The organism is Bosea sp. PAMC 26642, from assembly GCF_001562255.1.
GTDB lineage: Bacteria > Pseudomonadota > Alphaproteobacteria > Rhizobiales > Beijerinckiaceae > Allobosea.
Window position 1 is genome coordinate 146450 of record NZ_CP014301.1, and the last position, 26305, is coordinate 172754.

General features: G+C 60.6%; 19 protein-coding genes. 7 read left to right on the forward strand and 12 right to left on the reverse strand.

The window, feature by feature from the left end; all coding sequences use genetic code 11:
- Positions 1-777: 777 nt before the first annotated feature.
- The 6 genes from AXW83_RS00700 to AXW83_RS26330 all read right to left on the reverse strand — a co-directional run bounded on the left by AXW83_RS00700 (position 778) and on the right by AXW83_RS26330 (position 10964).
- A complete protein-coding gene (locus AXW83_RS00700; protein ID WP_335339332.1) occupies positions 778-1209 on the reverse strand; it encodes a very short patch repair endonuclease in 432 nt (143 codons plus the stop codon).
- A gap of 28 nt (positions 1210-1237) precedes the next feature.
- Complete coding sequence (dcm, locus tag AXW83_RS00705; protein WP_066609768.1) at positions 1238-2488, reverse strand: DNA (cytosine-5-)-methyltransferase; 1251 nt, start codon at positions 2486-2488, stop codon at positions 1238-1240.
- Positions 2489-2844: 356 nt separating this feature from the next.
- Positions 2845-3390: a DUF6339 family protein gene (locus AXW83_RS00710; RefSeq protein WP_066609770.1), complete on the reverse strand. Its 546-nt coding sequence runs from the start codon at positions 3388-3390 to the stop codon at positions 2845-2847.
- A 3000-nt stretch (positions 3391-6390) separates the two neighbouring features.
- Positions 6391-7401: a PD-(D/E)XK motif protein gene (locus AXW83_RS28180; RefSeq protein WP_082766868.1), complete on the reverse strand. Its 1011-nt coding sequence runs from the start codon at positions 7399-7401 to the stop codon at positions 6391-6393.
- The gene (locus AXW83_RS00730) at positions 7394-10009 is read right to left on the reverse strand and encodes a Z1 domain-containing protein (RefSeq protein WP_066609777.1); all 2616 of its coding nucleotides are present in this window, start codon (positions 10007-10009) and stop codon (positions 7394-7396) included. Before AXW83_RS00730 ends, AXW83_RS28180 begins: the two co-directional genes overlap by 8 nt.
- Before the next feature lie 73 nt (positions 10010-10082).
- Positions 10083-10964, reverse strand: coding sequence for an HNH endonuclease (locus AXW83_RS26330; RefSeq protein WP_082766869.1), 882 nt, complete (start codon positions 10962-10964; stop codon positions 10083-10085).
- An 860-nt stretch (positions 10965-11824) separates the two neighbouring features.
- Here AXW83_RS26330 and AXW83_RS26335 point away from each other — a divergent pair.
- Positions 11825-12424: an ATP-dependent Clp protease proteolytic subunit gene (locus AXW83_RS26335; RefSeq protein WP_082766870.1), complete on the forward strand. Its 600-nt coding sequence runs from the start codon at positions 11825-11827 to the stop codon at positions 12422-12424.
- An 834-nt stretch (positions 12425-13258) separates the two neighbouring features.
- Here AXW83_RS26335 and AXW83_RS00735 read toward each other — a convergent pair.
- The 5 genes from AXW83_RS00735 to AXW83_RS00750 form a co-directional block, all read right to left on the reverse strand.
- Positions 13259-15547 (reverse strand): VapE domain-containing protein, encoded by a 2289-nt coding sequence (locus AXW83_RS00735; protein WP_066609778.1) that lies wholly within the window; start codon positions 15545-15547, stop codon positions 13259-13261.
- A complete protein-coding gene (locus AXW83_RS00740) occupies positions 15544-15975 on the reverse strand; it encodes a hypothetical protein (RefSeq protein WP_066609779.1) in 432 nt (143 codons plus the stop codon). Before AXW83_RS00740 ends, AXW83_RS00735 begins: the two co-directional genes overlap by 4 nt.
- Positions 15976-16086: 111 nt before the next feature.
- On the reverse strand, positions 16087-16347 hold the full coding sequence (locus AXW83_RS28185; RefSeq protein ID WP_082766871.1) for a helix-turn-helix transcriptional regulator: 261 nt from the start codon (positions 16345-16347) through the stop codon (positions 16087-16089).
- Between the two features lie 73 nt (positions 16348-16420).
- Positions 16421-16648, reverse strand: a complete 228-nt coding sequence (locus tag AXW83_RS26880) for a hypothetical protein (RefSeq protein WP_156639654.1) — start codon at positions 16646-16648, stop codon at positions 16421-16423.
- 407 nt (positions 16649-17055) lie between these two features.
- The gene (locus AXW83_RS00750) at positions 17056-18306 is read right to left on the reverse strand and encodes a tyrosine-type recombinase/integrase (protein ID WP_066609781.1); all 1251 of its coding nucleotides are present in this window, start codon (positions 18304-18306) and stop codon (positions 17056-17058) included.
- 393 nt (positions 18307-18699) lie between these two features.
- On the opposite strand from AXW83_RS00750, the gene AXW83_RS00755 reads away from it, so the two are divergent.
- A complete protein-coding gene (locus AXW83_RS00755; RefSeq protein WP_066609783.1) occupies positions 18700-19128 on the forward strand; it encodes an Hsp20 family protein in 429 nt (142 codons plus the stop codon).
- 97 nt (positions 19129-19225) lie between these two features.
- A complete protein-coding gene (locus AXW83_RS00760) occupies positions 19226-19492 on the forward strand; it encodes a BQ00720 family protein (protein ID WP_156639658.1) in 267 nt (88 codons plus the stop codon).
- A gap of 7 nt (positions 19493-19499) precedes the next feature.
- Here the strand turns inward: AXW83_RS00760 and AXW83_RS00765 are convergent, their stop codons facing one another.
- On the reverse strand, positions 19500-20276 hold the full coding sequence (locus tag AXW83_RS00765; RefSeq protein WP_066609785.1) for an alpha/beta hydrolase: 777 nt from the start codon (positions 20274-20276) through the stop codon (positions 19500-19502).
- A gap of 109 nt (positions 20277-20385) precedes the next feature.
- On the opposite strand from AXW83_RS00765, the gene AXW83_RS00770 reads away from it, so the two are divergent.
- From AXW83_RS00770 to AXW83_RS00785, 4 genes are all read left to right on the forward strand, one after another.
- Positions 20386-21603, forward strand: a complete 1218-nt coding sequence (locus AXW83_RS00770; protein ID WP_066609787.1) for a glycosyltransferase family 4 protein — start codon at positions 20386-20388, stop codon at positions 21601-21603.
- 152 nt (positions 21604-21755) lie between these two features.
- Positions 21756-22298 (forward strand): translation initiation factor IF-3, encoded by a 543-nt coding sequence (gene infC, locus AXW83_RS00775; RefSeq protein WP_066619582.1) that lies wholly within the window; start codon positions 21756-21758, stop codon positions 22296-22298.
- Positions 22299-22413: 115 nt separating this feature from the next.
- Positions 22414-23145, forward strand: a complete 732-nt coding sequence (locus tag AXW83_RS00780; RefSeq protein WP_210179632.1) for an aldolase — start codon at positions 22414-22416, stop codon at positions 23143-23145.
- 394 nt (positions 23146-23539) lie between these two features.
- The gene (locus AXW83_RS00785) at positions 23540-26119 is read left to right on the forward strand and encodes a chemotaxis protein CheW (protein ID WP_066609788.1); all 2580 of its coding nucleotides are present in this window, start codon (positions 23540-23542) and stop codon (positions 26117-26119) included.
- Positions 26120-26305 lie beyond the last annotated feature (186 nt).

The following is a 26305-nucleotide window of genomic DNA, read 5'->3' on the forward strand; positions in this document are numbered from 1 at the left end:
CCTGTTGGTATCCGACCGTAAGCGATTAAGGCCCCTCTGGGAGACAAACACCTAGGGGGCTAGATTTTCATGGGGGCTAACGGAACAGCTGGACTGGGGGAGGCGGTTGTCTGCGACAAAGGTCACTCTGGAAGACATACACGTGGGCGGTTGGATTACCTTGGGGGTAACGGACCACCTGGACGGGGGATGCGGTTGTCTGCGACAAAGGTCACTCTGGAAGACATACACCTGGGCGGTTGGATTACCCTGGGGGTAACGGACCACCTGGACGGGGGAGGCGGTTGTCTGCGACAAAGGTCACTCTGGAAGACATACACCTAGGCGGCTGGATTACCCTGGGGGGTAAGGGACCATCGGGGGGGGGGAGGGGGGCGGTAGTGTCTATGGGACCCGCTCTCACGTGCAGCAAAAATAAAATAAAATAAAAAAGGTTATAGCCGGCCCTGTTGTGATCTTCTCGCGCTATCTCTTAGCCAACGCGGTCCGGTTTTTTCCGGAAACGGATGCCACTCGCGTTCACAGTTACCCGAATCCAATCTTAAAATTCATCTGCGCTCTGCTGGAAGAGCCCATCTGCTCATCGCCGTTGCATAACGGCATATCCGGCAGCTGAAATCACTTAGTCGCTATTGGTTGCTCGTAGTACGGGGCCAATAGTGATGCCTCCGCCGGTTTATAGTCCCGGTTAGTCGGGCATGCGCCAAGGTTGGGCCTATCGCGTAGTTTCTCCTACGGAGCCTTCGCGAGCGCGGAATTCGCGCCAGCAGCCTGCAGTTAGGCCACCACATTCCGATCAGCTCCGACAGATGCAAAGGCAGCATCGCCGTCTAGGAACGTAGTGCAGTCGGCCAGCACAGTTTCGGTCGTCCGCCGCTCGCGGCCCAGCAGTGTGCATTCCCACACGTCCATCACCCGCCAACCCGCAGTCATTAGCGCTAACCGCACCTTTGCATCACGCGCGATGTTGCCGCCGATTTTTTCCCGCCAGAATTGCGGCCGCGTTCCCGGCCAGCGAAACAGCTTGCAGTCGTGACCATGCCAAAAGCAGCCGTGGATGAAAATTATTGCGCGCCGAGATGGAAACACCAAGTCCGGCCTCCCCGGCAGCCGCTGATCGTGGAGTCGGTAGCGATATCCCATTCGATGCAGCCCCCGCCGGATCATCATCTCCGGGCGAGTGTCCCGAGCTCTGATGCCAGCCATCATCTGGCTGCGGACCTTTGGGCTAACGACATCAGGCAACGGCTTTCATTGCCTCCCGAGCCCGCCCACGAGCTAGAGCCTCGCATAGCGACGGCTCAATATAGCGGGCAATCGCTTCTATCACTGGCACGACCACGGCGTTACCGAACTGCCGGTATGCTTGGGTATCTGACACCTCGGGCGGGATGGTCCACTCTCGAACCCGGCAATGGTCGCCCTCCGCGGTTACGTACTCGAAGCCCATCAAACGCGCGCATTCCGTCGGCGTCAGACGACGGGGGCGCGGCTTTTGGTCAATCAAAATCTCCGAGCCGTCCTTGTGGTAGCGAGCCGACAGGGTACGGGTCACTCTGTCGGGGCCAAATAAGCTATAGCCGAAACCATTGCCAGCCTTTTTGTGCTTCACGCGATAGTCCTGCAGGTATTGCCACAGCTTCGGGGACAGGGTGTACTTGTCATCAACCTCGTTGTGCGGCTGTAGGATCGAGTCCAGCTTCGGCCAAGTTGTTGGTTTCGGGATCATCCGGTCAAAGCCCCCAAAACTGAACCCAACATCTTCCCGAAAGCCGACGATGAAAATCCGTTCGCGCTTTTGCGGCACCCATGGCTCGGAGCTGATGACCCGAAAGTCAATCCGGTAGCCAAGTTCGTTTTCGAGAATGTCTCGGATCACGGCGAACGTCCGCCTTCCGTTATGGCGCTCGAGATGCTTGACATTTTCCAGCAGGAATGCCGCCGGTTTATGATGCTTTAGGATGTCCCTTATGAAAAAAAACAGGTTTCCCTGCTTTTCGTCGTCAAAGCCGTGCGCACGCCCGAGCGAGTTCTTCTTACACACACCCGCCAATGAGAACGGCTGGCAGGGGAAGCCCGCCAAAAGAACGTCATGGGCTGGGACTAAAGAGGGATTATCACCATACGGGCGGATGTCGCCCGCGAACACATGGTCATCGCCATCCAAGAAATTAGCTGCATAAGTCCGGCTCGACCAACGGTCCCACTCACTGGTGAAGACGCAGCGGCCGCCAATGGAATCGAACCCCAGCCTCAGACCGCCAATCCCCGCAAAAAGGTCGATAAATCGGAATTTTGCCACGGGCCGTTCCGATAGTCGCGCGCGTGCGAGTGTACGCACGCGCTCCATCACCAGCTTAGGCACCGGCGCTTCCCCAGCGGCGTACCGCCGGATTTGTTTCCAAGAGTAGCCGAGTTCATCCGGAGCGGTCTCTGCCGTAATGCCGGACTGCCGGAGCCATAGGGCGAACGGTTTTTCGGCGCTCATATCGGATCACTTCAAAAACTGGGAGTCTTGTGGACGGGATGACACGATCGCACCCAGACAGCAATTACCAGTTCCGGTTTTGTTTAGGTCCGGCCGGCAGCCGGAAGAGACAAAAATACAGGCCAAGGGAACTGGGTAGTTCCCTCCACCGATCAGGAGCCGAGCCAGCGGATCCGCCACTCTGACTTCATAGGATCACCGCGGAAGCCGGTGTTCCTTATCAAAAGAGGTCCAACGTTCTCGAGAAACTGAAAGGCACCGACCCCTGCCTTTGCTCGCGCTCTAGTTCTGAAGTTTATGCTCATGCCACGTTGGCCACCCAGCGCATCTCAAAAGCCCCACCGGCGTGAAAATCGTCAAGCCGAGCGCGCTGCGCGTATAGCTGCTTCGGCTTCCATAAACACCGCGCCGACCGTGGCCTTCAGCTGGTCAGGCGTCAGTTCGGCCAAGGCAAAGATCTCGTTGCGCATCCGGATCCGGATGATCGCAGAGCGCATCACCGGTTGCATGGCCGCTTGGCCGTACCATGTGGAAGCCGCAAGCCAGCCTTCCGCTAGCGCAAGGGCCAACCTACGATCTGCTGCCACAGTCGGCCGCTCAAGTATGGCAACGAACGCATCTTCTGTTAGTCCCTCAACCAAGCCCCAGCGCGCCGGATGGCCTTCGCCGCGATCAAGAGTGGTCCCTCGCATCCAGAGCCGCTGAAATGTGTTGCGGACGCCGCCATGGTAACGCTCGGGCGACGTCCCGTACCGCCAGAGCGTGATTGGCCTTAGGAGATAGGTCGCTAGAAATGCCCAGACATCGCTTCTGTGAGCTTCACCCGATTGGAGGACGGGAAGCTGGGCGAGGTGCAGGGCGCAGCTGACGTCGAAAGCGGAACGTGCCGCGAGTGTACCCACCTCAGGATATCCTACGGCGCGGGCAACCGCCTCAACGCCAACCCTTAAATCTCTGAGCACTGTCGACCCCACGCGGCTGCCGCCCACAGCTCCGTAGGTGATCGAGTCCGGCAGGTCATTAAGGTCGTCAGCTAGGTCTCTTGCTGGGCCGGGCGTTGTCAGAAGTTGATCAACCACCGCAGCGCTAAGACGTGGAAGGAGAATCACCGGGCTCGGCACGGTTATAACTTTGCGCTGGCGAGTATGGCGGATCGAAACTCGCCAGGCCTACTTTCAAAAAGCGCACGGGCAACCGCGACGTCTGAGAAGGCGCGTTCTAACCAGTGGGACACTCGACCTGCCACAGATCCGGGCTCGGCGCTGCTGAAGTCATGATCCCATCCCGCGACCAAGGCTGCCTCGCACATTTGTGATACAACATCTCCCATAAGTGCCTGCAGCGTCAGCTCATCCTCTGCCTTAAGGCGAGCAACCAAAACACTTTCGTCGGCATTCACATAAAGTCGTGCTGCACCGTGAAAGTCCCGGCTGGGGCTGTCAGTACTCCATGAAAGCAGCCAAGGCGCGGCTGCATGGGGGCGGCCCGCGAAGGCTTCACTAAAGCTGAAGATCTCCATCGGGAAGCGGAGGTCGTCGCCCTCAATCCGCGATGAAATGCGGTCATCCCACAGTCGGGCACCAAGTATCCGAGGCGCAAGCGGGTCAGCTGGTGGTGACCCTGTCGCTAGGATGATGGACGTCCTCAGCGTGAGTTGTGTCGACATCCGGGCCGGATCAAGACGCAGTATGATCGTGCAAGGAGAGCCGTCATCCAGCGCGGCTCGGTCCCGTACTATAATTTCTCGCGGGAGATCACCCGGCCCAGTTCCTGCCTCCACAATTACGTCAAGGCGCAGGGCTTCTGTCGGCCCGTATCCAAGTTCCGCAGCAGCCTCAGCCTTGCTAATAGTGATCACCCGTTCGACAGTGACCGGAGTCGCGTAGTCCCAGTCGCGGGTGACGTCCTGAAGAGGTGCCTGCGCAGAGTCGCCGACCGTAATCATCCAGGGTTCGGCCCTGACCGCCGCATCAAGGCGGTGGAAGGGGGCGGCGGTTCTGCGTGTCACTGAGACGTCTCCGGCAGAAGAGACGCGCGAAGACCAACGGCGCAGTTGTCCGGCACCGTGAGCCGAACCGTCAACTCTCCCTCGTAGTCTCCAATGTCAGAAGCCGTCCCGGGAATGAAAATGTGCCCTTTTTGGCCCTCGATTCCGAGAACCCTAGGCAGCCAGCCCACATCTAAGGCTGCCGCAGGGACCCCGCCCCCGTCTATAGATATTGTGGGCGTTAAGTTCAGCCAAGGCGAGTGACCCTTCCCTGAGACCGTCATAGCAAAAAGGGCAGTTCGCTGACCCTGATGGGTCTCCAGTCGCTTGAATACCGGATTGTTGATGCGTCGCCGCTGCGGGTCTCCACCTCGTCCTCCTCCGCCTCCTCCCCCTTCGTTGCTGCTGCCGCGATCGGAGCGGTCGTCCTCGATCCCGGCCAAAAAAGCGCCCAGCTTTCCGGCCACCGATGCGACCGAATGATCCGAGCTTTGGCCGCCTCCTGTGGCCCCGCTTGCAGCAGTAACATTGATTGCTGCTTCCTTCAGGCGGGTTATTGCGACATTCACGTACGTCCGGGCGTGCCCCTTCGGCAGGGCGGTGGGATCCCAAGTTTCATGGGCCGCGGGCTCAGCACTAGCGAAGGCTTCCTCAATAGCCCGCTGATTGCTCGTCACAAAAACGCCTGCCCATTCGGTCCGTTCGTCCGGAAGGGGCGGTCCTGGAAGATAGCACACGACCATTTCAGCCGGGCGCATAAGAGCGATGTGAGCGGCGCGTGCGGGGAAGAGGCTTGACCCCCGAAAGGCCGGCAAACGATCCGCCCTTATGCCACGATTGATGGCTAGCGCTCCGAGCGTGGCGAAGGGCCTATGACAGAGTATCTTGTTGCAGTTCCCGCTCCGGATCGTGTTAATCGCTCTCGCAAAGAGGTCTAGAGGGGGACAGTTCTCTGGACGGGGGGTCTCGAGTTTCACACCTTCAACCTCGACGGTCAGGTCGATGCGCCTGTCGTCTGGGGTAGTCGTCAGCATCCGTGGCCAAAAGTTCCAGAGCACCCGCTCCAAGATTTGGATCCCAAAGTCAGAAAAATTTCCGCCCCGAACTTCGCCCTCCGGCTCCTGACCTGCAGTGTCCATTCGTAGCTCAGGATCCAAGATCATAATCGTAGTACCGGTCTCGCCTGCGCAGTTTCGGCTTGGCCCGCCCAACGCTTCCCAGAGCGTCGCGGCATCGTTTCCAGTGAGCGGTTCGCCCGCACCATCGTCAGCCCCGCTGTTCGCTCCCCACCAGTGTCGGCCGGTGTAACGCCGGAGATACCCGTCGCCTCCGTCTTGTTCTCCGGAGTTTCCCAGATGACATCCGATAAGTCTGCGCGCCTCCGTGCCGTTGCCGGGCTCGTGGGCCAAGGTATCGACTATGACCGTAGAGCATCGGCTCATACGGTACAGTGAGGCCTTGCCAAAGCCGTAAGTCCCGCCGCCTAGATCAGTTTTCCTGCGCGTTCCAACATTGCGCATGAAATCAATAAAGTCGGTCCGCCCGCCGCCTGGCAGTACGCGGTCTGCCCGTGTAGGGCCGCCCAGACCTGTCGTTCCGAAGTCACAGATTTCCAGAACCTTCGGCCCGTCCGATGCCAAGAAAGTTTCCAGAGCCGCGGCCGAGGACGCAACAAAGGGTCTCGCCTTCAGCACAACGTCCCGGAAGATTGCGATCTGGCCTGCGGTCAACGTGCGTAGACGGATCAGGATTCGCGGACCGCTTCCAAGCTTGGCCGCATCGCAGCTGTTCTGAATGGCCTCACGCAGCACTAGCTGAAGGCCGTCCAAGCCCGGCGCGCCCAGCAAGCGCTCGAAGCCGCCGTCGCCCATGTTGCCACTGGGCGCATAAGGTTCAGAATAAAGACCGAGTGGAGTCATGTCAGAGCCGCCAGAAGCCTAGTTTCGGCATCTGTCATGGCGGTCTCATTAGCTTGGAATGAAGCGGCGACCGCGGGATCGAGCTCGTAAGTGAGCGAGTGGATGCCAGCCGGTAGGACGCCATCAGGGAATATGGACGGCACGATCCTCGGAAAGCCTGGCTCCACGGCCCATGCGTCAATCGCTTCGCAGTTGAAGGACAGTCTGTTCCATTCCGTTTCCTGCGGATCGGAACAGCCAAGCGCTGCAAGCCCTCGGCGCAGCTCTCGGGATGGACCCGTTAGAGCTTCGATGTCGCTCACGAGGCGGGCCACGCTTGCGGTTCCACCTTGGGTACGCTCAAGCGCTACCCTCCAAAGCTGCAGCGTGCCGCCCACGGGGGGGTCCAGTTGATCGACCGATGAGATAATAACCCGCCCGGTCTTCCGGCTCACTGATTTTACCTCGATTGCGTGATGCCCTCCGCGGAAGTCATGACGTTCGGGGATCGGGCCAAACCAAAGCGCGGGAGCGCCAGTGTGACGCGCTGCGAGGCGGCGTAGTACGATGAGCTCTGCCACCAATCCTCGGATCACACCGTCATCGACACTGCCCACCGAAACACGGGCGAACAGGGCAGCTAGATCCGAGAGGGATGTGGCCAAAGCTTCCTTCGCTGGTGCCCCCGCGCTTATGCGCGTTAACACGGCCTCCACTAGATCAGCGAACCCCCTGTCTAGGGCGGGTTCGAGACACGTCACGACTATATAGGCGCGGCGGCTTTCGCCCTCTGTAAGTGAGGTGGCAGAAATCTCCAGCGCCGGCGGAACGTCCATGGCGGGACGACGTTCGCCGGGGGCGACCGGTAACAACAGCTGTACATGTCCCAGCGGATCTAGTGCGAGGGCCGCGGGGCCATGACCTGTGCCCACGCTTAGATTGCTAACCTCAAGCGCTTCTGCGCCAAGCGCCTCGCGTCCCCGTAATGAGGTCCAGCGCGACTGGATCTCTGCAACGAGGCTAGACACTGACCAGTTCCTCCAAGCCCGCGGCTACCATCGCGTCCATATCTTCCTGCTCCATCGCTTCGAGTTCCTCGGGTGATGGCGGCGCGAGTTCGACGCTAACAAAGTCTCCACCATGATCTTTCGAAAGCGGTATAACCAGACCGACCCCGAGTATGTCGGCTGCGGCGTCGAGCGCGACGCGCGACGCACTGCCACAGCGTGCCGACGACGTGCGGTCGATGGGATAAAGCAGCAGGAGCGGGCGCTCGCCCAGCTCATCGCGACGTGCCTTCTTGAGCTCTTCCCAGTCGCCATCGCTGGGGGCTGCCGAAGTGTCAAGAGAGATATCAGCTCGCGACATCAGTGCCTTGATGTCCGCAAGGTCATCGACCCCGCGAAGGCGCGAGCGTCGTACCATATGGACCTTTCCGAGAGATCCAAGGTCCATCTCAGAGGTTCCACTGTCCGTTGTGACAATCCCTACATTCCATTTCAATAACGCGGGATGATCTTGTTCCAGAAACTGCAATAGAAGCCCTTTGTCCAAGTCTTGATGCGTGTGATGAATCGTATATTCTCTAAAAAAACGGATAACAGCAGTACGGGGCACATCGCGGAATATTAGGCGGGTCTCATCTTTAATTCCTTCCGCTTGGGCGGCGTTGATGAGCTGGCTGGCCGCATTCCAATTCGCTTCAAGAAGTGCCCGGTCTTTGCGAGCGAAGCGTATCGTCTGCAGATGGCGTCCCCAGTAGCCGATGCTGGACCGCCGGGCATGCCGCATCTTGCTTCGAGCAACAATCGCCATACCCGGGATGTTACGGATACGGACGGCGAAATCCATAGGCGTTACCGTCGGCCTTCGGCTATAGTTTCCGATATCCTCGCGGATCTCTGCTTCTATCGCCGCCAGCGACTGGAACCGCACCCGCATGATCTCCGGCATCCAAAGCCGCGGCAGATCCTCGTAGCCATGACGATATCCGAACCAGCGGCCCATCTGAAGCAGGGTGTCATACTGGCTGGAGGTTCGGAGGAAGTAGCTGACGCAGAGCCCTTCGAGGGTCAGGCCGCGAGCGAGGATACTGCCGCCTACAACAATGTACGTCATGGGAGAGGCTGTATAGTCGATGCGGTCGTCGCTGGCGCCGTTTTCAACGGGCACGTGCAAAGCTTGGATCACATCGGCCACGAACCCGCTAATCTGGGCAAATGTCTCGGGGGTTGCGGTGACCGGTGCACGGACGCGCTCGGTATTCCAAGTCTTCTCCAACTCGGCCCACATCGGGCCATCGCCGGCGATGAGGGATTTTGAGTTAGCCGTAAGCCATTCTTCGATCGTCGCTGCGACCTTCTCGTGCATGATGATGGCGGACGAGGTGTGAACCAGCATCGTCATGTGTTCTTGAGCCTGTCCGCGCGAACGACGCGCGGCGCATGATGCGATGAAGTAGAGGATGGCCTCTTGAAGGCTCGGAGTCATTTGCACCACAAAACCTGTTTGAGCTTTCTGGTTCGGTGCTTGGAGCTTGGCTTCATCCTTCGAGGTCACCTCGCGGATGACATCCAGGCCTTCTTCGTCCGGCTGTGGGTCAGCCGGGTCCGCCGGCGTGCGACCGAACAGTTTTTGTGTGCCAAAGTAGCTGTCGGGGAGCGGCAAGGCCGTGATAAAATCCCTCGGATACAAATCGTCCAAGGTTCCTGATTGGTCCGCGTAGGGATTGATCAGCACGTTAGCGAAGGGTGTGGCGGTGTAGCCAACATATGAGACTGACGGCAGTGCCTTAAGGATAAGCCGTATCTTCTCATTGATCGCGGACATGTCCATCTCGCGGGAGGCCGAGTTTACCGTCGCCTGATCGCATTCGTCGTCAATCAAAAGCACCTTGAGGCGGCGCATGTCTGACGCTGGCGTCTTCTCGATCACGTCGAGAAGACGTTGAAGCGGCGCAACGTTTTTTTTCATCACGGCGATCTGGGCACGTTCTTTCATCCCAATCAAATGGCCTTGGGCCGGCGTGTGAAACTCCCCTTTAATGTTGGTAGTGGTGAGCTTCTGCCAAAGGTTCGAATGACGGTTTACGATATCAGCTTCCATCCGCCGCTGGGTCTGCTGGCGCAGCTTGTCAGTGAGGCCCGCAAGTACGAGGATCAGGCTGTAGCCGCGATCGACGGCCTTCGAGATCACAGCCGCCATGTTGGCGGTTTTGCCCGACTGGACATATCCCACGACCAGCCCGCGCGATGAGAAGGTCTGCTGAGTCGGGTTCTCAAGCAGCGACACCACCTCGTTTGACGCCTCATCGATGGCATCTACGGCGGCGCCGTCCCAGCCTTTGGGCCCAGTGAGGTAGGTCTTCAACGCTGGCCAATGATGGTCACCTGGCAGCGGGCCTTTGTACCATTCTGCTCGCTCCCGCAGGATGGAGTTGCGGCGCAGGATGGTGATGCGGAACTCCTGTCGCAGGAGTTGTGTCGCCTCCTCAAGGTCGGCCCAAGCAGAGGCATCAGGTGGCAGAACATTTTCTAGACTACTGCGTACGACGAGTGCGGCCGCGTCGACATCACCTGAGCCGGGTAGGGCGCCTCTAATGAGCGTCAAAAACTTCAGGGCTTGAGGGGACGGCAATGCGTGGACTCCTCGTTTTAGGATGTCGGTCCGTCTGTATGGACCGATTCGCGACAACGAGAAGCGCACTCAATCATTCGTCGGATTTTAGAGACGACGAGCGCCGCTTTTGGCTTTCCGTCGGAGGCCGTCCGTCTTGCACCGTTGACGACCAGCCCGAGAGCGAAAGACGCTCGCGAAGATGCTCGCGGATAGCATCGTACGAGGCCATTCCTTGGCGCATACATGCGTGGACCGCCCGATGGCAGTTCGGGCAGACTAGGGCGATGTCATCTGGGGTCACCTCGTGGTCACCCAGCGAGGTAGAAAGCGGCGTCGTATGGTGCGCCTCTATCACGGCCACCCCATAGCGCTCCCCTGGATTGTCACAGCAAACGTCGCAAGCGGGCGACATAACGCGTTTAAGCCAAGCAACTAACGACCCGCTGCGTTCGGTTAGGAGGTGCGTGACATATCGTTTATGTCCTTCGCGCCATACAATACTCGTGGACTCCGGGCTTTGATCAGAGACCGGCGATTGGTGACGCAGCACAACATGGCTATCTGCAACCTCGGAGACGTCGAAACGACCTTCGAACTGCCATTCTGATCCAACATCAGTAAAGAGCAAGAGCGGGTAGAGCCCCAGCGGCTGGTCGATGAGGACTCGGTTTGCGAGTTCGCCATGGTTGATCACGGACTTTCTGGCTTTGAAGGAATAACGATAGCTAACGTGGTCGTCGTCAGACCATCCGTCATGCGCATACAAGCCTAGACTGGTCTTAATGATCACACCCCTGACGTGAGGCGGAAGTCCAATCCAGTTGATGCCTTGCTGCGGTGTGTTCCCGATCCGACCATAAGTGCCACTCCAATGCTCTGAGCCTGGCTGTTTCGAATACTGGATGAGATCGAACAGCGTTCCCTTAGAAATCCTTTTGCCCTTCGAAAGCTCGAACAGTTCCTCGACCTTCATGATCTCTTACGGTCCCCTGAGTTGGCGGCTCGGTCAGGCTGCGGTCCAGTTATTGTGCTGGTGCAGGCTGCTACCCCAACGGACCGAATAACACCCATTCCATTATTTATGACTGGAAGCTACAGAGCGATCTGATTTTGCATATCAGCGTTGGACAGTGCCGCCTATCGGGAAGGTAGATTGCTATAAGTCTGAGATACTGAGTGAAACGACATGCCCGTTCAAGCGCATTAGTTACCCCTGAAAGTAACTGGAGTCCGATGTTCTAATTGCACGCCTAGTTCAGGCTCCATAGATATTACATGGCGAGTATATCCACGTATGCGATCGGTTCGACCGCCGTGTCTGCTACGGACCCAGCCTAGGTCACGCATGAGGCGTGCTAATCTCCGCGCTGCACTTCTCCGGCGTTGATGCGGTATGCCAAGATAATTAAAAATCACTTTTCCACTGAGGAACGCGATACCATCTGAGTCGACCTTTACGGTTTCAAGCAGTACTCTGACTTGAGAGCGCCACGGGTCCGGAGCGGGAGGGGCCCGTTCTTCAGCATTTACCCTCTGACGAATAGAGTGAAGTTCTGAAAGGAAAGACATTTGACAATGACCGCAAGTGTTGACGTATTAGCTTCCGCGAGGAGAGCGTACCGTGACTAGCTGTAAAATGCGGTAGACGGCGGGACGGGCAGTCACGCCATCTTCCAAATCCCATGACTAGCCAATAGAGTTCAAGATACCAAAATTGACGTCCATGTGTCCACCTGTTCATATCTCCAAATATGGCTTTTTTTGATATGCAATGTAAGATAATCTCTGAGTCCGTGCTCGCAGGTGGACAGTGCACTAAATAGGCGAAAAAACATGATCGAACAGTTACAAACAACAATTAGGTTCATTGCTTTAAAGGCAATATCGATTCTTCTAGTTTTGGTTATATGCGCTACCGCCTCCCATGCTGATTCAGGTTGGATTATGGGAAAAAACTGGAAATATATCTATCAATATGGTGAAATAAACGAAGACACTGTCGATAATATGGAGCGCGGACTCTATCTCGCAGAACGTGCCGGTACCAAAGTTGATACTATTTATTTGAAATCGCCGGGCGGAAGTGTTCGTGCAGCATATCAAATAATAGAAATGATAAACAAAAACAACATTCGTGTTGTTGTTAGATCAATGAACGAATGTCACTCAGCTTGCTTTTTGATTTTTGCGGGATCAAAAAGACGATTTGCGGAACCTAGTGCTAAACTAGGTGTTCACTGGGCTTCAGTCAACGGCGACTGGAAGCCAGGTGTTAGTGCAACAGGTAAAATGATCGAAGAGTTCATGCGATGGGGTGTGCCAGAAAGTGTTGTTGATAAATTAATATTTACCGGCGAAGAAATTAAATTATTAAATAGGTTTGAAATTAGGCTTATGTCGAACGATGCAAGTAGACATCATTTCGATAATTAAAACGAGCTAATAATTTCTGACTTCGCAGCGCAGATTGTTGCAGTCTTCCTCAACTAGATGTTTGACCTCGGAGGGACGAGACGCTACCTGAGCCGGAGGCGGGGATGCGTTATAACAGTACTTCTTCATGGCAGCGCCCGCACAACGCCGCGAGTTCGAGCCGAGCTCCAAGCGTCTCAAGAGACGCCCAGTGTTCGAGATGGTCTGGGCCAAACCACTATTTGCGAAATGACGTGAGCGGATGTCGACGTCAGATGCTTGGATGTGCCCGGCGATCCACGCAGCGCGGTTCTCACCTTCGCTGAGGAAGCGACAGTCGTTGAGTTCGACGTCGCACGCTGCTGCCCCTCGACGACATTCTCGGCTGTCTGAGAGAAGTTGACGCTAGGCCGAGTATGGCCCTTGGAGGATCGTTGCAGGCACTAGTGGCAGCTATGCCCAACCATTCTGGCCAGCGACTGGGCGTCCGGGGACACGTGGCCAGATGTGGAGGATTTACCCTATATAATCTACTATCTCTGGGGGTACGTCCTGATATCTACCCAGTCATTATAAAAACATCTGTCCATCTGGCCACGTGGCCACCGGTAAAAAAAGGGGCTTTTTTGGCGCTGTGGGGATAAATACATCGTTTCTCGTGGACAGCGGTGGACAGAAGCAGCGCCAATCGTATCAGGCTGCAAAACATCGAGCATACGAACGGAACAGAGAAAACTAACGAAACAATTGAAAGCGGCTTCTTGTGTAGAGCCACGGGCTGCGCCCACCCGTGGTTCTTTCATCCCCTATGGGGCAGAAAAAAGGGCGATTGTGAATGGCCGCACTCGTCGCTCCTCAGGGCTCTGTTACCCCCCGCGGTGGCGTCTTGGTGTAGCCCCGACACCGGGCGTCGCGCGCCCCAAACCTGTCTTCGATCCAGCCACGCGCCGCCATAAGCGCCGCCACTTCACGCAGGTTGATGCGATGTCCTGCCGGCAGACGTGGGTGCAGTATTTCAGATATCCTGAGCGTGCGCAGCGCCTGCCTGCCATCGGGCAGGGTCTCCAGAGCACCATACATCTTGGCGTCAGCGAGCATAGCGTCCAAGTACACCTCTAAAAGACTGACGGCACGGCGGCTCTCGGTATGTGACTTCGCTGCATCCCAGAGAGATGTTGGTAAAGCTAAGATTGATGCCACCTCGGGGGGCAGGGGCTTGCCTTCTACAATACTTATCCCCTTTCCCTTCGCCATGTTGATACACTTCTGGAGGAGCATCTCGGCCTCGGCGAAGAGCTGGCCGCGCTCCGCCGCCAGTCCAGGGAGGTCGATCACACCGCAAGCCACAGGCAGGAAACGCCGGTTGCCAGTGGTGTCAGGGAGATATGTCGTGTCGTTTGTCGTGCCTACAAAAACGCACGTCCGTTGCCGCTCGGTCACGTGCCTGTTGTAGGCGGCGCGATATTTATCTGCCGTGACCGTCAGGGCAGTTTTCACATGTTCGGCGTCGCGCTGGCGAAGTCCCGACAGCTCGGACAGCTCGGCTATCCACTTGCCTGCCAACAACTCGCCCAACTGCTTGGGCTCCATGCCGATCAGCCCGGGGGTGTCGGCAACGTAGCCCATCCCCGGTCCGCCCGCCAAAGTGGCCACAAGCGAAGACTTGCCAACGCCCTGCTTCCCCTCCAGCACGATACACACGTCAAATTTAGTACCGGGATAGCGGGCCCGGGCGCACATGGCCATGAGCAACAGCACCCCTGCGGCGTAGTTCAACCGGGTAGCTTGAGCTCCAGTCAACCGCGGCAGCCACTTCGCCAGTCGTGGCGTGCCATCCCATGCCAACTCGTTCAGCCAGTCGGTGACGGGGTTGTATCGTCCCGCAACGGCAAGTGTATTGGCTGCATCCTGCAGAGATTCTTTCCCGGGGTCGGTTTTGAACACGCGCAGGCATGCCGCCCGGAGGGCGATCAAGGCGTTGTCGCTGATGTCCCCACAATGCTCCTGCGGCAAGGCAGCGTGGCCGTTCTCGTTGCCCAGCGTGAACTTGTCCGCGAATGTATCGTGCCTTGCCACGATGCCCAGCGAGCCAAGCATAGATAGGGCATTGGCGAGCGAGCCCGTCTTTGCGGCAGTACTGGCCGGTGCGGCCGGCTGGGCCAGCGGGGTGACGTTTTTTCCTGTCGCACCCCTACTCGCGGCAGAGGCTCCAGCAATCTGAGCCACACCCGTCGGTGCCGAGGCAGCAGGTGCCTTCACGGCAGCTTTGTACGCTGACGCAAGTGTCTGGTCGATCTCGATCGTGTCCAGCCCGGCAGTCAGCGCAGCACGCTTGAGCGCTTCGACAGTTTTCGCCTCGAAAAGGACGCCAGCACCTACCCTCCTCAAGGCAATAAAGGCCTCGCGATTTAGTGTGTGGTTCCTAGTCCCCGGAGGGGCTGTGGCGATGCGCTCCAGGGCGTCATCCAGCGTCCAGCGCATGGGGATGCCCGCCGACAGTTCGTCGTGCCCGGCGCCAGTGACGAGCCGCAGGGCGGCCGGCAATTTGCCCTCTAAGAGCGGAATCGCGTCTGCTACCAAGGATTGAGGCAGACGGACGTCTGCTACCTGAGGTAGAGTGGCGGGAGCTGCGTGCTGGCGCATCAGTTGAGCCAGAGCGTCGGGCAGGACTGGTGCCCCAATGATTTGTGATAGCGCCAGCGGGCCGTAAGCCCCACCGGTTACATTGATGGCCCCGGGCGCGATGACGTAACCCTGCTTACCACGTACGTCGACTCCCGGCGCCAGCATGCCGGCACTGTTGCCGATGGCAGCGCCCGTCGGCTGCCGGAAATAGTAGTGACATCCGCCCGAAGGGGTCGTCACGCAAGGAACGCTGTCCAGCGCCACGCCATGGTGACAACAGAGATCTTTGAAGGCCGTAATACCGTCCACACCCCTCTTGACGTCGCAGTCCACCACGACCAGCCCGGCGGGGCCGCAACCTAATCCCGGCATGGCGTCGGGGTTGTCGTCCCACATATAGAGCCAGTGGTCCGGTAGTCCGTCCGTCGTCCACTTGCACATGGGAGACTTGTCCGGCTTGCAAGGGAAGGGGCGGAGCCCCGCTGCTGCGATGAATTGCGCGTGTTGTGCGTTGCTCATGACGACAACTCGCCTGCTTCTTCCCTTGTCTCTGCCCTAGCCATGTGCCAGTCGAACAAGCGGCCTATAAGACCCGGATATTCCGGCACGGCCGAGTGCGCGGCGCGGAGTACGTCCATGGCCAGCTTGATGCACTGGCTCTGCCGGTCAGTGCCGCTAACGGTGGGAAACCCATCAACATCCTCGTTGCGAAACTGGTGAGCCAATCTGATTGCCTGACCTTGTTCCTCCAGCGACGCTCCGGAATTGGCCAGCACCTTGCCAACAGCGTCGTGCGCCGCTGACGCTGCAAGAAGGAGCTGCATTGGCTCACCAGAAAGCACCAACAGCCCGCCCACCTGCAACCGAGGACAGGGGGCCGGGCAAAGAGTCTCAATCAGCGCGTGCAGCTCAGCCGAGGGTTCTAGAAAGTTCATTTTCATGATCATCGTGGCTCTCCAATTCGAGGGTCCCGACGAGGCAGAGTGACTGTGGTTAACGGGTTGACAGCACCTGCAAACCACGGCGCACGCTCGCCTCAACCGGGCGGGCGCATTTCGTTAAGCGGAGTGGCTGTCCTCATCGCGGGATGAAACGCGCTCGCAAATCCAGTCTTGAATTTCGCTCAACAGCCACCCGCTGGCCGAGCGCATTGTCGATCCCGTGTGCGTGAGCTTGAATGGGCGCGGGAACATGCCCGTGCCTGTCAGTCGGTAGATTGTAGGGCCACTCAGCCCGGTCATGGCGATGACCTGCTTCAGACGCAGCACAGTTGCGGGTGGTGTGCCCAAAGGTGATGTGATTGTGGGTGAGGTGTGCATGTCGCGCTCCTGTTATGTTCAGAAGCGCCCTAGTAGTCACCCAATCACCAGCTTCGCTGGGGACATTAAATCGTTAACTGCGCCTCAATTCACTTTGACTGCGGCGCACGCGGCTCTCTGCCAAATTAGCGGTCGTTGGAAGACTAATAAATTGATGCCAGAACTCCCTGACACCTTCGTCCGTTTCACCGGCTGAACGCAGTAAGTCGTCGATAGTTTTTTTGACCGGTTGTTCATATTTTAGCTCAGCCGCGCCAGCGTCGGCCAAAAGGCGCCAAGTTTCCGCCAGTATACCGAGCATAGCCTTGCCCTCCGCGGTGGCCATGGCATGGTTGTAAAGTCTCTCAAGTCGTTTCACATCCGCGTTTAAGGACTGCCGCCGAGGGTCATGACCCTGCTCCCCCCTTTTGACTGGTGCGAAGACGACCTCGTTATAGCCAGCTGGCTGGCCTTCAAGAGTCGCGCTCCGCCTCTGGCCCCTGCCGGCATAGCTACCGGCAAGCAGGACAGGCTCAACGCGGTCCTGCCCAGGCTCGCTTACATAGGCTGGGCCAGCAGCCAGTATCTGCCGCACGGTCTGCCTGAGGGCTGGCCCGGTAGACAGCATAGTCATTCGCGAATGCACCCATGCGACTCTGAACCTGTCTGGGTGTACCGCCAGCTGCACATGTGGCCTGCCGCGCTTACTTCTCCGGATATCCATAACCATCAGGCCCGCCCGTTACCTATAGAGCTAACCATGGCCGATACATTTTCGCGTCCAGCCGCAAGCGCCTCAGTCAGGTCACCGACCCGCTGCAGCGCCCCGGCCACCTCGCCAGTGTAGCGCGCTGCCGAGTAGCCTGCGACCAGTGATCCGCCAATGGCCCTGTGGCCCAGCAGGGCGGAGATTACATGGGGCGGCGCACCGCAGTCGCCTGCCAACGTGGCACAAGTGCGACGCAGCGTGTGCGGGGTGACCCCACTGATACCCAGTTTCGCCTTCTGCCGCGTCGTCCAGCGTGGCCAATTCACCAGCGTCGCTCCACGGTCACCGGGAAAGACCAGTGACATGGCATCGCCGCAGTCCATCCCCTGCAGCAACGCCACAGCCTGCCGGGACAGGCCAATCACATGGTCCTGTTCAGCACGCCGCCGGCGGCGCACCACCGGACGGGTGTCCTTGCGCCGCGCAGCCGTAATCGTCCATTGGCGGGTTGTGAGATCGATCTCGCCCCATGTCGCTCCGCAGACCTCCCCACGCCTTGCGCCGGTGAGCAACATGAAGCGCGCTGCGCCGTCGTGGCCTTGGCTGTCGAGGGCTGCCAGCAGCCGGCCTGTCTCCTCCCGATCAAGTACGCGCTGCCCCGTGGCCCCATCAGCCGCCAGCGCTGGTGCTTCAAGCGCCTCGAATCCCGGCGCCATCAGGCCGCGTTTACTAGCCCACCGTGCCAGCGGGCGGATATAAGCCGCAGCATGGGCCCCTGATGACCGCGAGGGCCATGCGTCGATGGCCAACTGCAGCGACCCGGGCGTCGCATCGTTACTGGCACGCTCGAGGTGGGCGCGAAATACGACCTCGATGTGCGCCCGCTGCGCAGCGCCGGATTTAAGGGCTGCCCCCGGGCCATTCTCAAAATAGGCCCTGACGACACTGCCAAGCGTCCCCAAACCTGCGGCAGCGTCCCGGGCGCGCTGCCGTGCCGCATGCTTGGCCGCTGCTGGGTCTACCCCGTCGCTAACCTGCCGTCTTGCCACCTCGGCCCGCCGCCGCGCTTCGGCAAGTCCATGGCCAGAGCCAATGTCGAAGCGCCGGCGGACCCCGTTTAGGTTGACCGACAGTGACCAACTTATTTTCCCCGCTGGCGATAGCCGGGCCCGTAAGCCGGGAACCTTGCCATCAGCGAGTTCCTGCCGATGGCCCGCTGGTTTCCAAGCCTCGATCTGCCGGGCGTTGAGTGGTGGTATCTCTTTTGCCATCGATCGCTCAATGTCCTCTATCCTGTTTTAGGGCTATTTGGGCTCCACTGGGGTTCCACCGTCAGCGAGTCACGGTGGATATTTGTAAGATGCCATGAGTGGAACATAGGAACTAAGCCAATGTATTTTAAGACCATATTGGAACATTATAAGACAATGTGATCCAACCTTGAAGCAACCGGCACCTAGATTGTGGATCTAGAGGTCCCCCGTTCAAGCCGGGGTGGCTGTACCACCCGCACCCCCTCGACCGGTCCGCCCCAATCGGCCACCCTTGAACCGCGTCGTTCCGCTCGCCATATCGACGACAGGCGAGAGGGTCCGCTTCCCGCCTTCGGGGTGCTGCGACCGGCGGGCTTCGAACGACGAGGAGGCGCCTTTCGGGGGCTTCGAATGACGCGTATGCCAAGTTTGTCCCATCCGTTCCTGCTCGGTTTCGACGATATCGAACGGGCGCTGGACCGGGTCACCAAAGGCGCGAGCGAGGGCTATCCGCCCTACAATATCGAGCGGATGCCACGCACCGATGACGAGCCGGATCGCCTGAGGATCACATTGGCCGTTGCGGGCTTTGCGCGCGACCAGCTCGAAATCACGCTGGAGGAAAACCAGCTCACCATCCGCGGCCGGCAGACCGACGACAAGAGCCGGCAGTTCCTGCATCGCGGCATCGCCGCGCGGCAGTTCCAGCGCAGCTTCCTGCTCGCGGAAGGCATGCAGGTGATGGGCGCCGATCTTTCCAATGGTCTTCTTGCGATAGATCTCGTCAGGCCGGAACCGGAACGTCTCATCCGGCGTATCGATATCGTCAATCGGGACTGACGACACGAAAAACGGATGCAGCGCGGTTCTTGCATCCGGTCGCCTTCGTGGTGGCAGACTTCGAACCGCTACTCGCACTGCTCTGAAGGAGGGCGCGATGCACGAGAACAAGATGATGATTCAGGCCAACCCCCTGACCCCCGCCGAATTCGCGGCGCTGGGCACCGGCGAGGTCGCCTATCTGAAGCCGATGAGCTCGGAAGAACTCGTGCGGATTTTCCCGCAGGCGCCGCAGATCAAGCCCGGCCTGCAGCTCTTCGCGCTGCTGTCGGCCGATGGCGCACCGATCCTGGTGACCGATTCCCGCGAGGCCGCGACGGCCAATGCCTGGGAACATGATCTCCGGATGGTGAGCGTGCATTGAAGCTGGCTCAGGCGGCTGTCGCGACACCCGCGACGGCCGCCTCCAGCCTGGCGATGTCGGCCGGCGTCGACAGCCGGTGATCGCCGTCCTTCACGAGCGTCAGCACGACCGGGTCGCTGCTCAGATGCTCGACCAGCTTGACCGCCTGCCGCCATGGCACGTCCGGGTCGGCCATTCCCTGCAGGATATGGACGGGGCAACCGATCCTGATCTCCGATCCGAACATCAGATGCCGGCGCCCGTCCTCGATGAGCGCCCGCGTGATCGGCGTCGGCTCGGGCGCATAGGCGGAAGGCCGCATCCAGACGCCGTCGCGCATGATCGTCTCCTGGATCGCGGCCGGCATCTGCGCCCACATCAGCTCTTCGGAAAAATCGACGGCCGGCGCGATCAGCACGAGCCCGATCGGCGCATGTTTCGTTCCGAGCAGATGCCGGGCGGCCAGCAGTGCGATCCATCCGCCCATGGACGAGCCGACGAGGATCGGCGGCTCCTTGCAATGAGCCGCGATGATGGCCAGCGCGTCCTCCAGCCAGTGCGACAGGGTCCAGCGCGAAAAGTCGCTGCCGGATTCACCGTGGCCGGCATAGTCGAAGCGCAGGAAGCCGCGTCCGTTCGTCTCGGCCCAGGCTGCGAGCGCCTCCGCCTTGGTGGCCCGCATGTCGGACCGGAAGCCGCCGAGCCAGACCACAGGCGGCCCCTTGCCCTCCTGCGCCAGGAAGGCGAGCCGGCGTCGGTCGGCGCCTTCGCCGAGCTCGAAACATTGCGGGGCGACTGGCTCCACCTGAAATCTCCTGTGACGAATCGGCCTGACGAGGCCATTACAGGCTGCGGTCGGCCGGCGCACGTGGTCATAATGACCGGTCGAAACGGAATCGTTTGAAGCGGTGAGCATGTCCTTGCAGCCAGGCGCGCCTCTGGCGCTGCCCTCCACCGAGAACCACCCGCTCAGCGGGCGCACCATCCTGCAGATCATCCCGGAGCTCGAAGCCGGCGGCGCCGAGCGCACCGCGGTGGATATCGCCAGGGGCCTGACGGATGTCGGCGCGCGCGCACTCGTCGCCACGGAAGGCGGCCGCCTCGTTGCCGAACTTCAGGCCAAGGGCGGCGTCTGGCTGCCTTTTCCAGCTGCCGCCAAGAACCCGCTGGCGATGCTGATCAACGTGCGCAAGCTGGTGAAGCTGTGCCGCCACGAGGGTGTCGAACTGGTCCATGCCCGCTCGCGTGCGCCAGCCTGGGTGGCGCTTGCGGCGTCGCGGTCGCTCAAGCTGCCCTTCGTCACGACCTATCACGGCTCCTATGCCAGCCGCTCGGCCGTCAAGACGCTCTACAACTCGGTCATGGCGCGCGGCGACGTGGTCATCGCCAACTCCGCCTACACCGCCGATCTGATCCTGGCGAAGCACGCCTTCGCACGCGAACGGATTCGCGTCGTTCATCGCGGCACCAACTTTTCCGCCTTCGCACCTGCCGCCGTCGGTTCGGAGCGCGTGCAGGCCCTGCGCAAGGCCTGGGGCGTCGAGCCGCATCAGCGCATCGTGCTCCTGCCCGGCCGGCTCACCGGCTGGAAGGGCCAGCGCGTGCTGATCGAGGCCGCCCGCATCATGCGCGACGCCGGCGACACCGACACGGCTTTCATCCTCGCCGGCGATGCCCAGGGTCGCGACGGCTATGTTAGGGAACTCGACCAGCTCGTCGCCAAGGCGGGGCTCGAGGGCCGCGTCAGGCGCGTCGGCCATTGCAGCGACATGCCCGCAGCCCTGCTTTGCGCGGCCGTCGTCACCATGCCCTCGACCGAGCCGGAGGCCTTCGGCCGTGTCGCAGTCGAGGCGCAGGCGATGGGTGCGCCCGTGGTGGTCTCCGATCTCGGCGCGGTGCCGGAAACCGTGCTGGCCCCGCCGCAGGTCGACCCCGGTCAGCGCACCGGCTGGCGCGTGCCGCCGGGAGATGCGCCGGCATTGGCTGCGAGCCTGACCGAGGCGCTGGCGCTCCGCCCTTCGGCCCGCGATGCGCTGGCCCAACGGGCCAGACTGCATGTCGAGCGGCATTTCTCGCTCGATACGATGGTGACTGATACGCTCGACGTCTATTGTGCGCTTCTAGGGCGATAGGGCAATAGGCAGTCGCCAGTAGGGTTTATTCATCGATTGCCTACTGCCTACTGCCTACTGCCTCATTGCCCGGTTTCCATTGACATCGCGCATCTTTGTGCAATGTGTCTGCTCAGCGGCGCTGCTGGCGCCTGAAACAGGAGAATACCCCCATTCGTCGTCCTTTCCGTGCTGCCCCGACCCCGACCAAAGACGGCCCGCGCTCCAACCGCGACATTCGCGGCGTCCGCGATGTACAGCTCATCGACGATACCGGCGCCAACCGTGGCGTGGTCTCGTTCTTCGAGGCGTTGAAGATTGCCGAGGATGCTGGTCTCGATCTTGTCGAGATCTCCCCCAATTCCGAACCGCCGGTCTGCAAGATTCTCGATTACGGCCGCTTCCGCTTTCTGGAGCAGAAGAAGGCTGCGGAGGCGCGCAAGAAGCAGCGCACCATCGAGATCAAGGAGATCAAGCTCCGTCCGGGCATCGACAAGCATGACTACGACGTCAAGATGAAGGCCATGCACGGCTTCTTCGATGAGGGCGACAAGGTCAAGGTGACCCTGCGCTTCCGCGGCCGCGAGATGGCCCACCAGGATCTCGGCGTGAAGGTGCTGGAACGCGTCAAGGTCGACCTCGTCGACGTCGCCAAGGTCGAGAGCGACTGGCAGCTCGAAGGCCGTCAGATGGTCATGGTGCTGGCGCCGAAATAATCGCATCGCTGCGTCATGCGATTCGACTGAAGGCCCGGCCCCTGCGCCGGGCCTTGTCATGTCGGGCCTCGCAATGCTTCGATCCGGCCTGTTCCAATCCGTCGAGAGTCGTTTCGTGACCCAGCCCAGCATCACCCACCAGCGCCGCGACCTTGCTGCCGCCCTGCGCCTCGCCGCGAAGTTCGAACTGAACGAGGGCATCTGCAACCATTTCTCGGTCGCGCTCCCCGATTGCCCGGACGGCGGCCCGCGCTACCTGATCAACCCCTATGGCGTGCACTGGTCAGAGATGAAGCCCTCCGACCTGCTGCTGATCGACGAGCGCGGCCAGGTTCTGGAAGGGGAGGGCGAGGTCGAGGCGACAGCCCGAAACATCCATGTCGCCGCGCACAAGGCCAATCCACGCCATGTCGCGGTACTGCATGTCCACATGCCCTATGCCACCGCGCTGACCATGGTCGAGGGCGGCCGTCTGGAAATGGCGCATCAGACCGCCTGCCGCTTCTATGGCCGCACGCTCTATGTCGATCATTTCGGCGGCCTTGCGCTCGACGAGACCGAGGGCGAGGCGATCGTCGCCGCCAACAAGGCCGAAGCTGGCGCCGACATCATCTTCCTCGCCCATCATGGCGTCACCATCGGCGGCCCCTCGGTCGCGGTCGCCTTCGACGATCTGTATTTCCTCGAACGCGCCTGCAGGCAGCAGGTGCTGGCGATGTCGACCGGCAGGCCCCTCAAGCTCATCTCGCAGCCGGCGATCGAGGCCACGGCGCGCGACTGGAGCCAGGTGCTGGTCTTCCAGTCGGAGAAGCATTTTGAGGCGCTGCGGCGGATGGAGGGCGTTTGAAGCCCGCCGGCCAGGCATGGGATCTCTGCGAGAGGAGAGGGCAGGGACGGCCCGCGATCCACCAAGGCAGAAACAGAGCGCTCAGGTTTGTAATTCTGCCGGTGCGGCCTTCACCTCCCTCTCTATCCTTTCGGAAGAGGTTCTTCGTCGTAGGGTGACATCCTCTTCAGCGCGCGCGGCGGCACCTGTGACGTTGCGCAAGGTCGAGGACAGCTTCCCAGTCCATTCCTGCATCTGGCGTAAATTTATTCGATACGGGAAGCTTTGCCGTGATGCGAATCACGACGTCTGATGATTTGGTTCGAGTTGGCTGAAGTAGCGTCCATACGCATCATTCTGATTGACGGGCCGGTATCGCCGGTGCGGCGATGTCTCGACCGAAAGAGCACAAGCCTTGGCAACCTTACACAAGGGCATCGAGATCGACCCCTCTCTGGCCGGCTTGATCCGTCACATGCACGCGATCGACGACTACCGGCAGGTTTTCGACCGCCTTCAGGGTTCATGGGACACCCTGACCCTGCTCGGGCAGCTCTCCGGCAATGCCACCGAGATGTCGGGCACCCGCTCGGCCTTCGAGGACCTGACCGGCAGCCTGCTCAACCACCTGGCGATGGAGACGCGCGACAAGGTGGTGACCGACCTGCGCACCAAGGCGCAGAACACCATCGACGTACTCGTGCGCAACCTGTTCGAACGGACCGCCGATATCGGCTTCCTCGCCGCCGATACCGATATCCGCGAGATGCTGGAGGAGAAGACCCCGTCCCAGCCGGCAAGAGCCGCGATCGAAAGCCGCTTCCGCGACTATGTCGCAAAGTACTCCGTCTATTCCGACATCCTGCTGGTCGATCTCGAAGGCACCATCCGGGCGAGGCTCGCGCCGCATGAAGTTGCAACGGCCAGGCACCCGATCATCGACGAGGCGCTGAGTTCGGATGGCGCCTATGTCGAGCATTACGGCGAGATCGACTTTATCTCCGGCGGTCCCGCGCTGGTCTATGCCTGGCGGGTCGAGGACAATGGCCGCAGGCCGCTCGGCGTGCTGGTCCTGGTCTTCCGCCTCGCCGACGAGATGGAGGGCATCTTCCGCAAGCTGCTGCCCGAGAATGACTGGACGGTTCTGGGTTGCGTGACGCCCGGTGGGCTCGTCGTGGCGGGCTCCTGCCAGATCCAGCTGCCGGCGGGCCTCGCGATCTCTCCCGGCATCCTGAATGCGCGCGAGCCTGTTGTCCGGCTTGGCGGGCGGCAATATCTTGCCGTCGCCTGCCGCAGTGCGGGCTATCAGGGTTACCTCGGGCCGGGCTGGATCGGTCTGGGACTGTTGCCGCTGCAGGCTGCCTTCGGCCAGGACGACGGTGAACTCGGAAGCAGCATCGACGACGATCTTCTCGCCGCCGTGACGAGCCATTCCGGGCTCTTTCCCGAGGCGCTGCGGCTGGTGTCGCGGCAAGCGGCTATGATCCAGCGCGACCTCAACCGCTCGGTCTGGAACGGCTCGATCCGCCAATCGGGCTCCAGCGAGGCCAATGCGGGTTTCTCCAAGATCCTGCTCTGGGAGATTTCCAGCGCCGGCCGCAAGACGCAGTCCGTCTTCGACGCCTCTATCGGCGATCTGCACCGCACCGTGATTGCGGCGATCATGGAAAAGTGCCGCTCCCGTGCGGCATTCGCCATCGACGTGATGGACCGCAATCTCTACGAGCGCGCAAACGACTGCCGCTGGTGGGCGCTGAATGCGACCTTCGCGCGCGTCCTCGCCGCGCCGTCTCCGGAAGGCGCCAGGACCTGCAGCGACATCCTGGCGACGATCAACGGGCTGTATACCGTCTACAGCAATCTCATTCTCTTCGACGCGGCGGGCAAAGTCATTGCCGTGTCGCAACCGGAGCAGGCCTATCTCGTGGGCAGGACGCTCGACGCCGAATGGGTGCAGCGCACGCTCGGCCTGCGTTCGGGCCAGCATTACGCCGTCTCGCCCTTCGAGCGGACGGACCTCTATGGCGGGGCCGAAACGCTGATCTACACCGCCGCGGTCCAGGCGGCCGAAGGCGGCCGCGCGGTCGGCGGCATCGCGATCGTCTTCGATTCGACCCCGCAATTTGCCGCGATCCTGAAGGATTCACTGCCATCCGACGAAACCGGGACCGCGCTGCCGGGGTCGTTTGCTCTCTTTGTCGGGAGCGACGGGCGTATCGTTTCTTCAAGCGATCCACGCTTTCCGGTCGGCGCGCAGGCTCCCATCGTGATCGACCCGGCGACGCTGGCGGCCGACGGCGATCTTGCCTGTATCCGCCCGCTCGACGGGCAGCATGTCGCGCTCGGCGCCTCGCCTTCCAAGGGTTATCGCGAATACAAGACCAGGGACGGCCATCAGGCCGATGTGGTCGCGCTCTGCGCGGTGCCGCTCGGCGCCATTGGGACGGGCATTGTGTCGAGGCCGGCTCCACATGCGGCGGCAGCGCTGGCGGCGCGCAAAGCCGTCGACGGTGTCGAGACATATGAGGTCGCGACCTTCCATATCGGCCGTCACTGGCTCGGCGTGAAAGCGCGCGACGTGATCGAGGCGGTCGACCTGGGTGGCCTCAAGCCCTCGGCGAGGCAGACCGCCGACGGCCTGCTGGCGGGGTACAAGCTGCATGAGGGCACGCCCGTTCCCGCGTTGCGCCTCGCCCGGATGCTCGGCATCCCCGACGCCGTCGCCGAGGGCCAACAGATCGTCATCGTCCGGGCCGCCGGCCGCACGCTCGGCCTGATCGTCGATACGCTTGGCCAGATCCCCGAGATCGCTACGAACGAGGTTCAGCCACTGCGCGATTTCACCGCCAAGGCGGACGTCCCCGCGCTCGGCGTCGTCGCCATGCGCGACGGACGCGGTGAGCCGGCCGGCATGTTGATGGTGCTCGACATCGACCGGCTCGGCGCGCGCATCGAGACAGAGGGCGGCAACGGCTTCATCCGCGCCGCCGAGTGATCGCCTGAGTACGCCGACGCTTGCGGTGTCTTCCCTAAGACCGCCCGCCTCGCCGACCGGGCCCGAGCCCGTCCGGCAAGGCGGTATTTTGATCGACCGTCGATGAGGGCGAGTGCTGCATGATAGCCCAGCTTGCTCGGGGAGACGAGCAAGCTGGCCAAATCCATCGAGCGCAGATTTCTGGCC

Coding starts and splice junctions, on each gene's coding strand:
- AXW83_RS00735 (WP_066609778.1), bottom strand. CDS start 15,547: ATGAGCAACGCACAACACGCGCAATTCATCGCAGCAGCGGGGCTCCGC.
- dcm (WP_066609768.1), bottom strand. CDS start 2,488: ATGAGCGCCGAAAAACCGTTCGCCCTATGGCTCCGGCAGTCCGGCATT.
- AXW83_RS26330 (WP_082766869.1), bottom strand. CDS start 10,964: ATGAAGGTCGAGGAACTGTTCGAGCTTTCGAAGGGCAAAAGGATTTCT.
- AXW83_RS00755 (WP_066609783.1), top strand. CDS start 18,700: ATGACGCGTATGCCAAGTTTGTCCCATCCGTTCCTGCTCGGTTTCGAC.
- AXW83_RS00750 (WP_066609781.1), bottom strand. CDS start 18,306: ATGGCAAAAGAGATACCACCACTCAACGCCCGGCAGATCGAGGCTTGG.
- AXW83_RS00740 (WP_066609779.1), bottom strand. CDS start 15,975: ATGATCATGAAAATGAACTTTCTAGAACCCTCGGCTGAGCTGCACGCG.
- AXW83_RS28185 (WP_082766871.1), bottom strand. CDS start 16,347: ATGCACACCTCACCCACAATCACATCACCTTTGGGCACACCACCCGCA.
- AXW83_RS00700 (WP_335339332.1), bottom strand. CDS start 1,209: ATGATGGCTGGCATCAGAGCTCGGGACACTCGCCCGGAGATGATGATC.
- AXW83_RS26880 (WP_156639654.1), bottom strand. CDS start 16,648: ATGCTCGGTATACTGGCGGAAACTTGGCGCCTTTTGGCCGACGCTGGC.
- AXW83_RS00760 (WP_156639658.1), top strand. CDS start 19,226: ATGCACGAGAACAAGATGATGATTCAGGCCAACCCCCTGACCCCCGCC.
- AXW83_RS26335 (WP_082766870.1), top strand. CDS start 11,825: ATGATCGAACAGTTACAAACAACAATTAGGTTCATTGCTTTAAAGGCA.
- AXW83_RS00770 (WP_066609787.1), top strand. CDS start 20,386: ATGTCCTTGCAGCCAGGCGCGCCTCTGGCGCTGCCCTCCACCGAGAAC.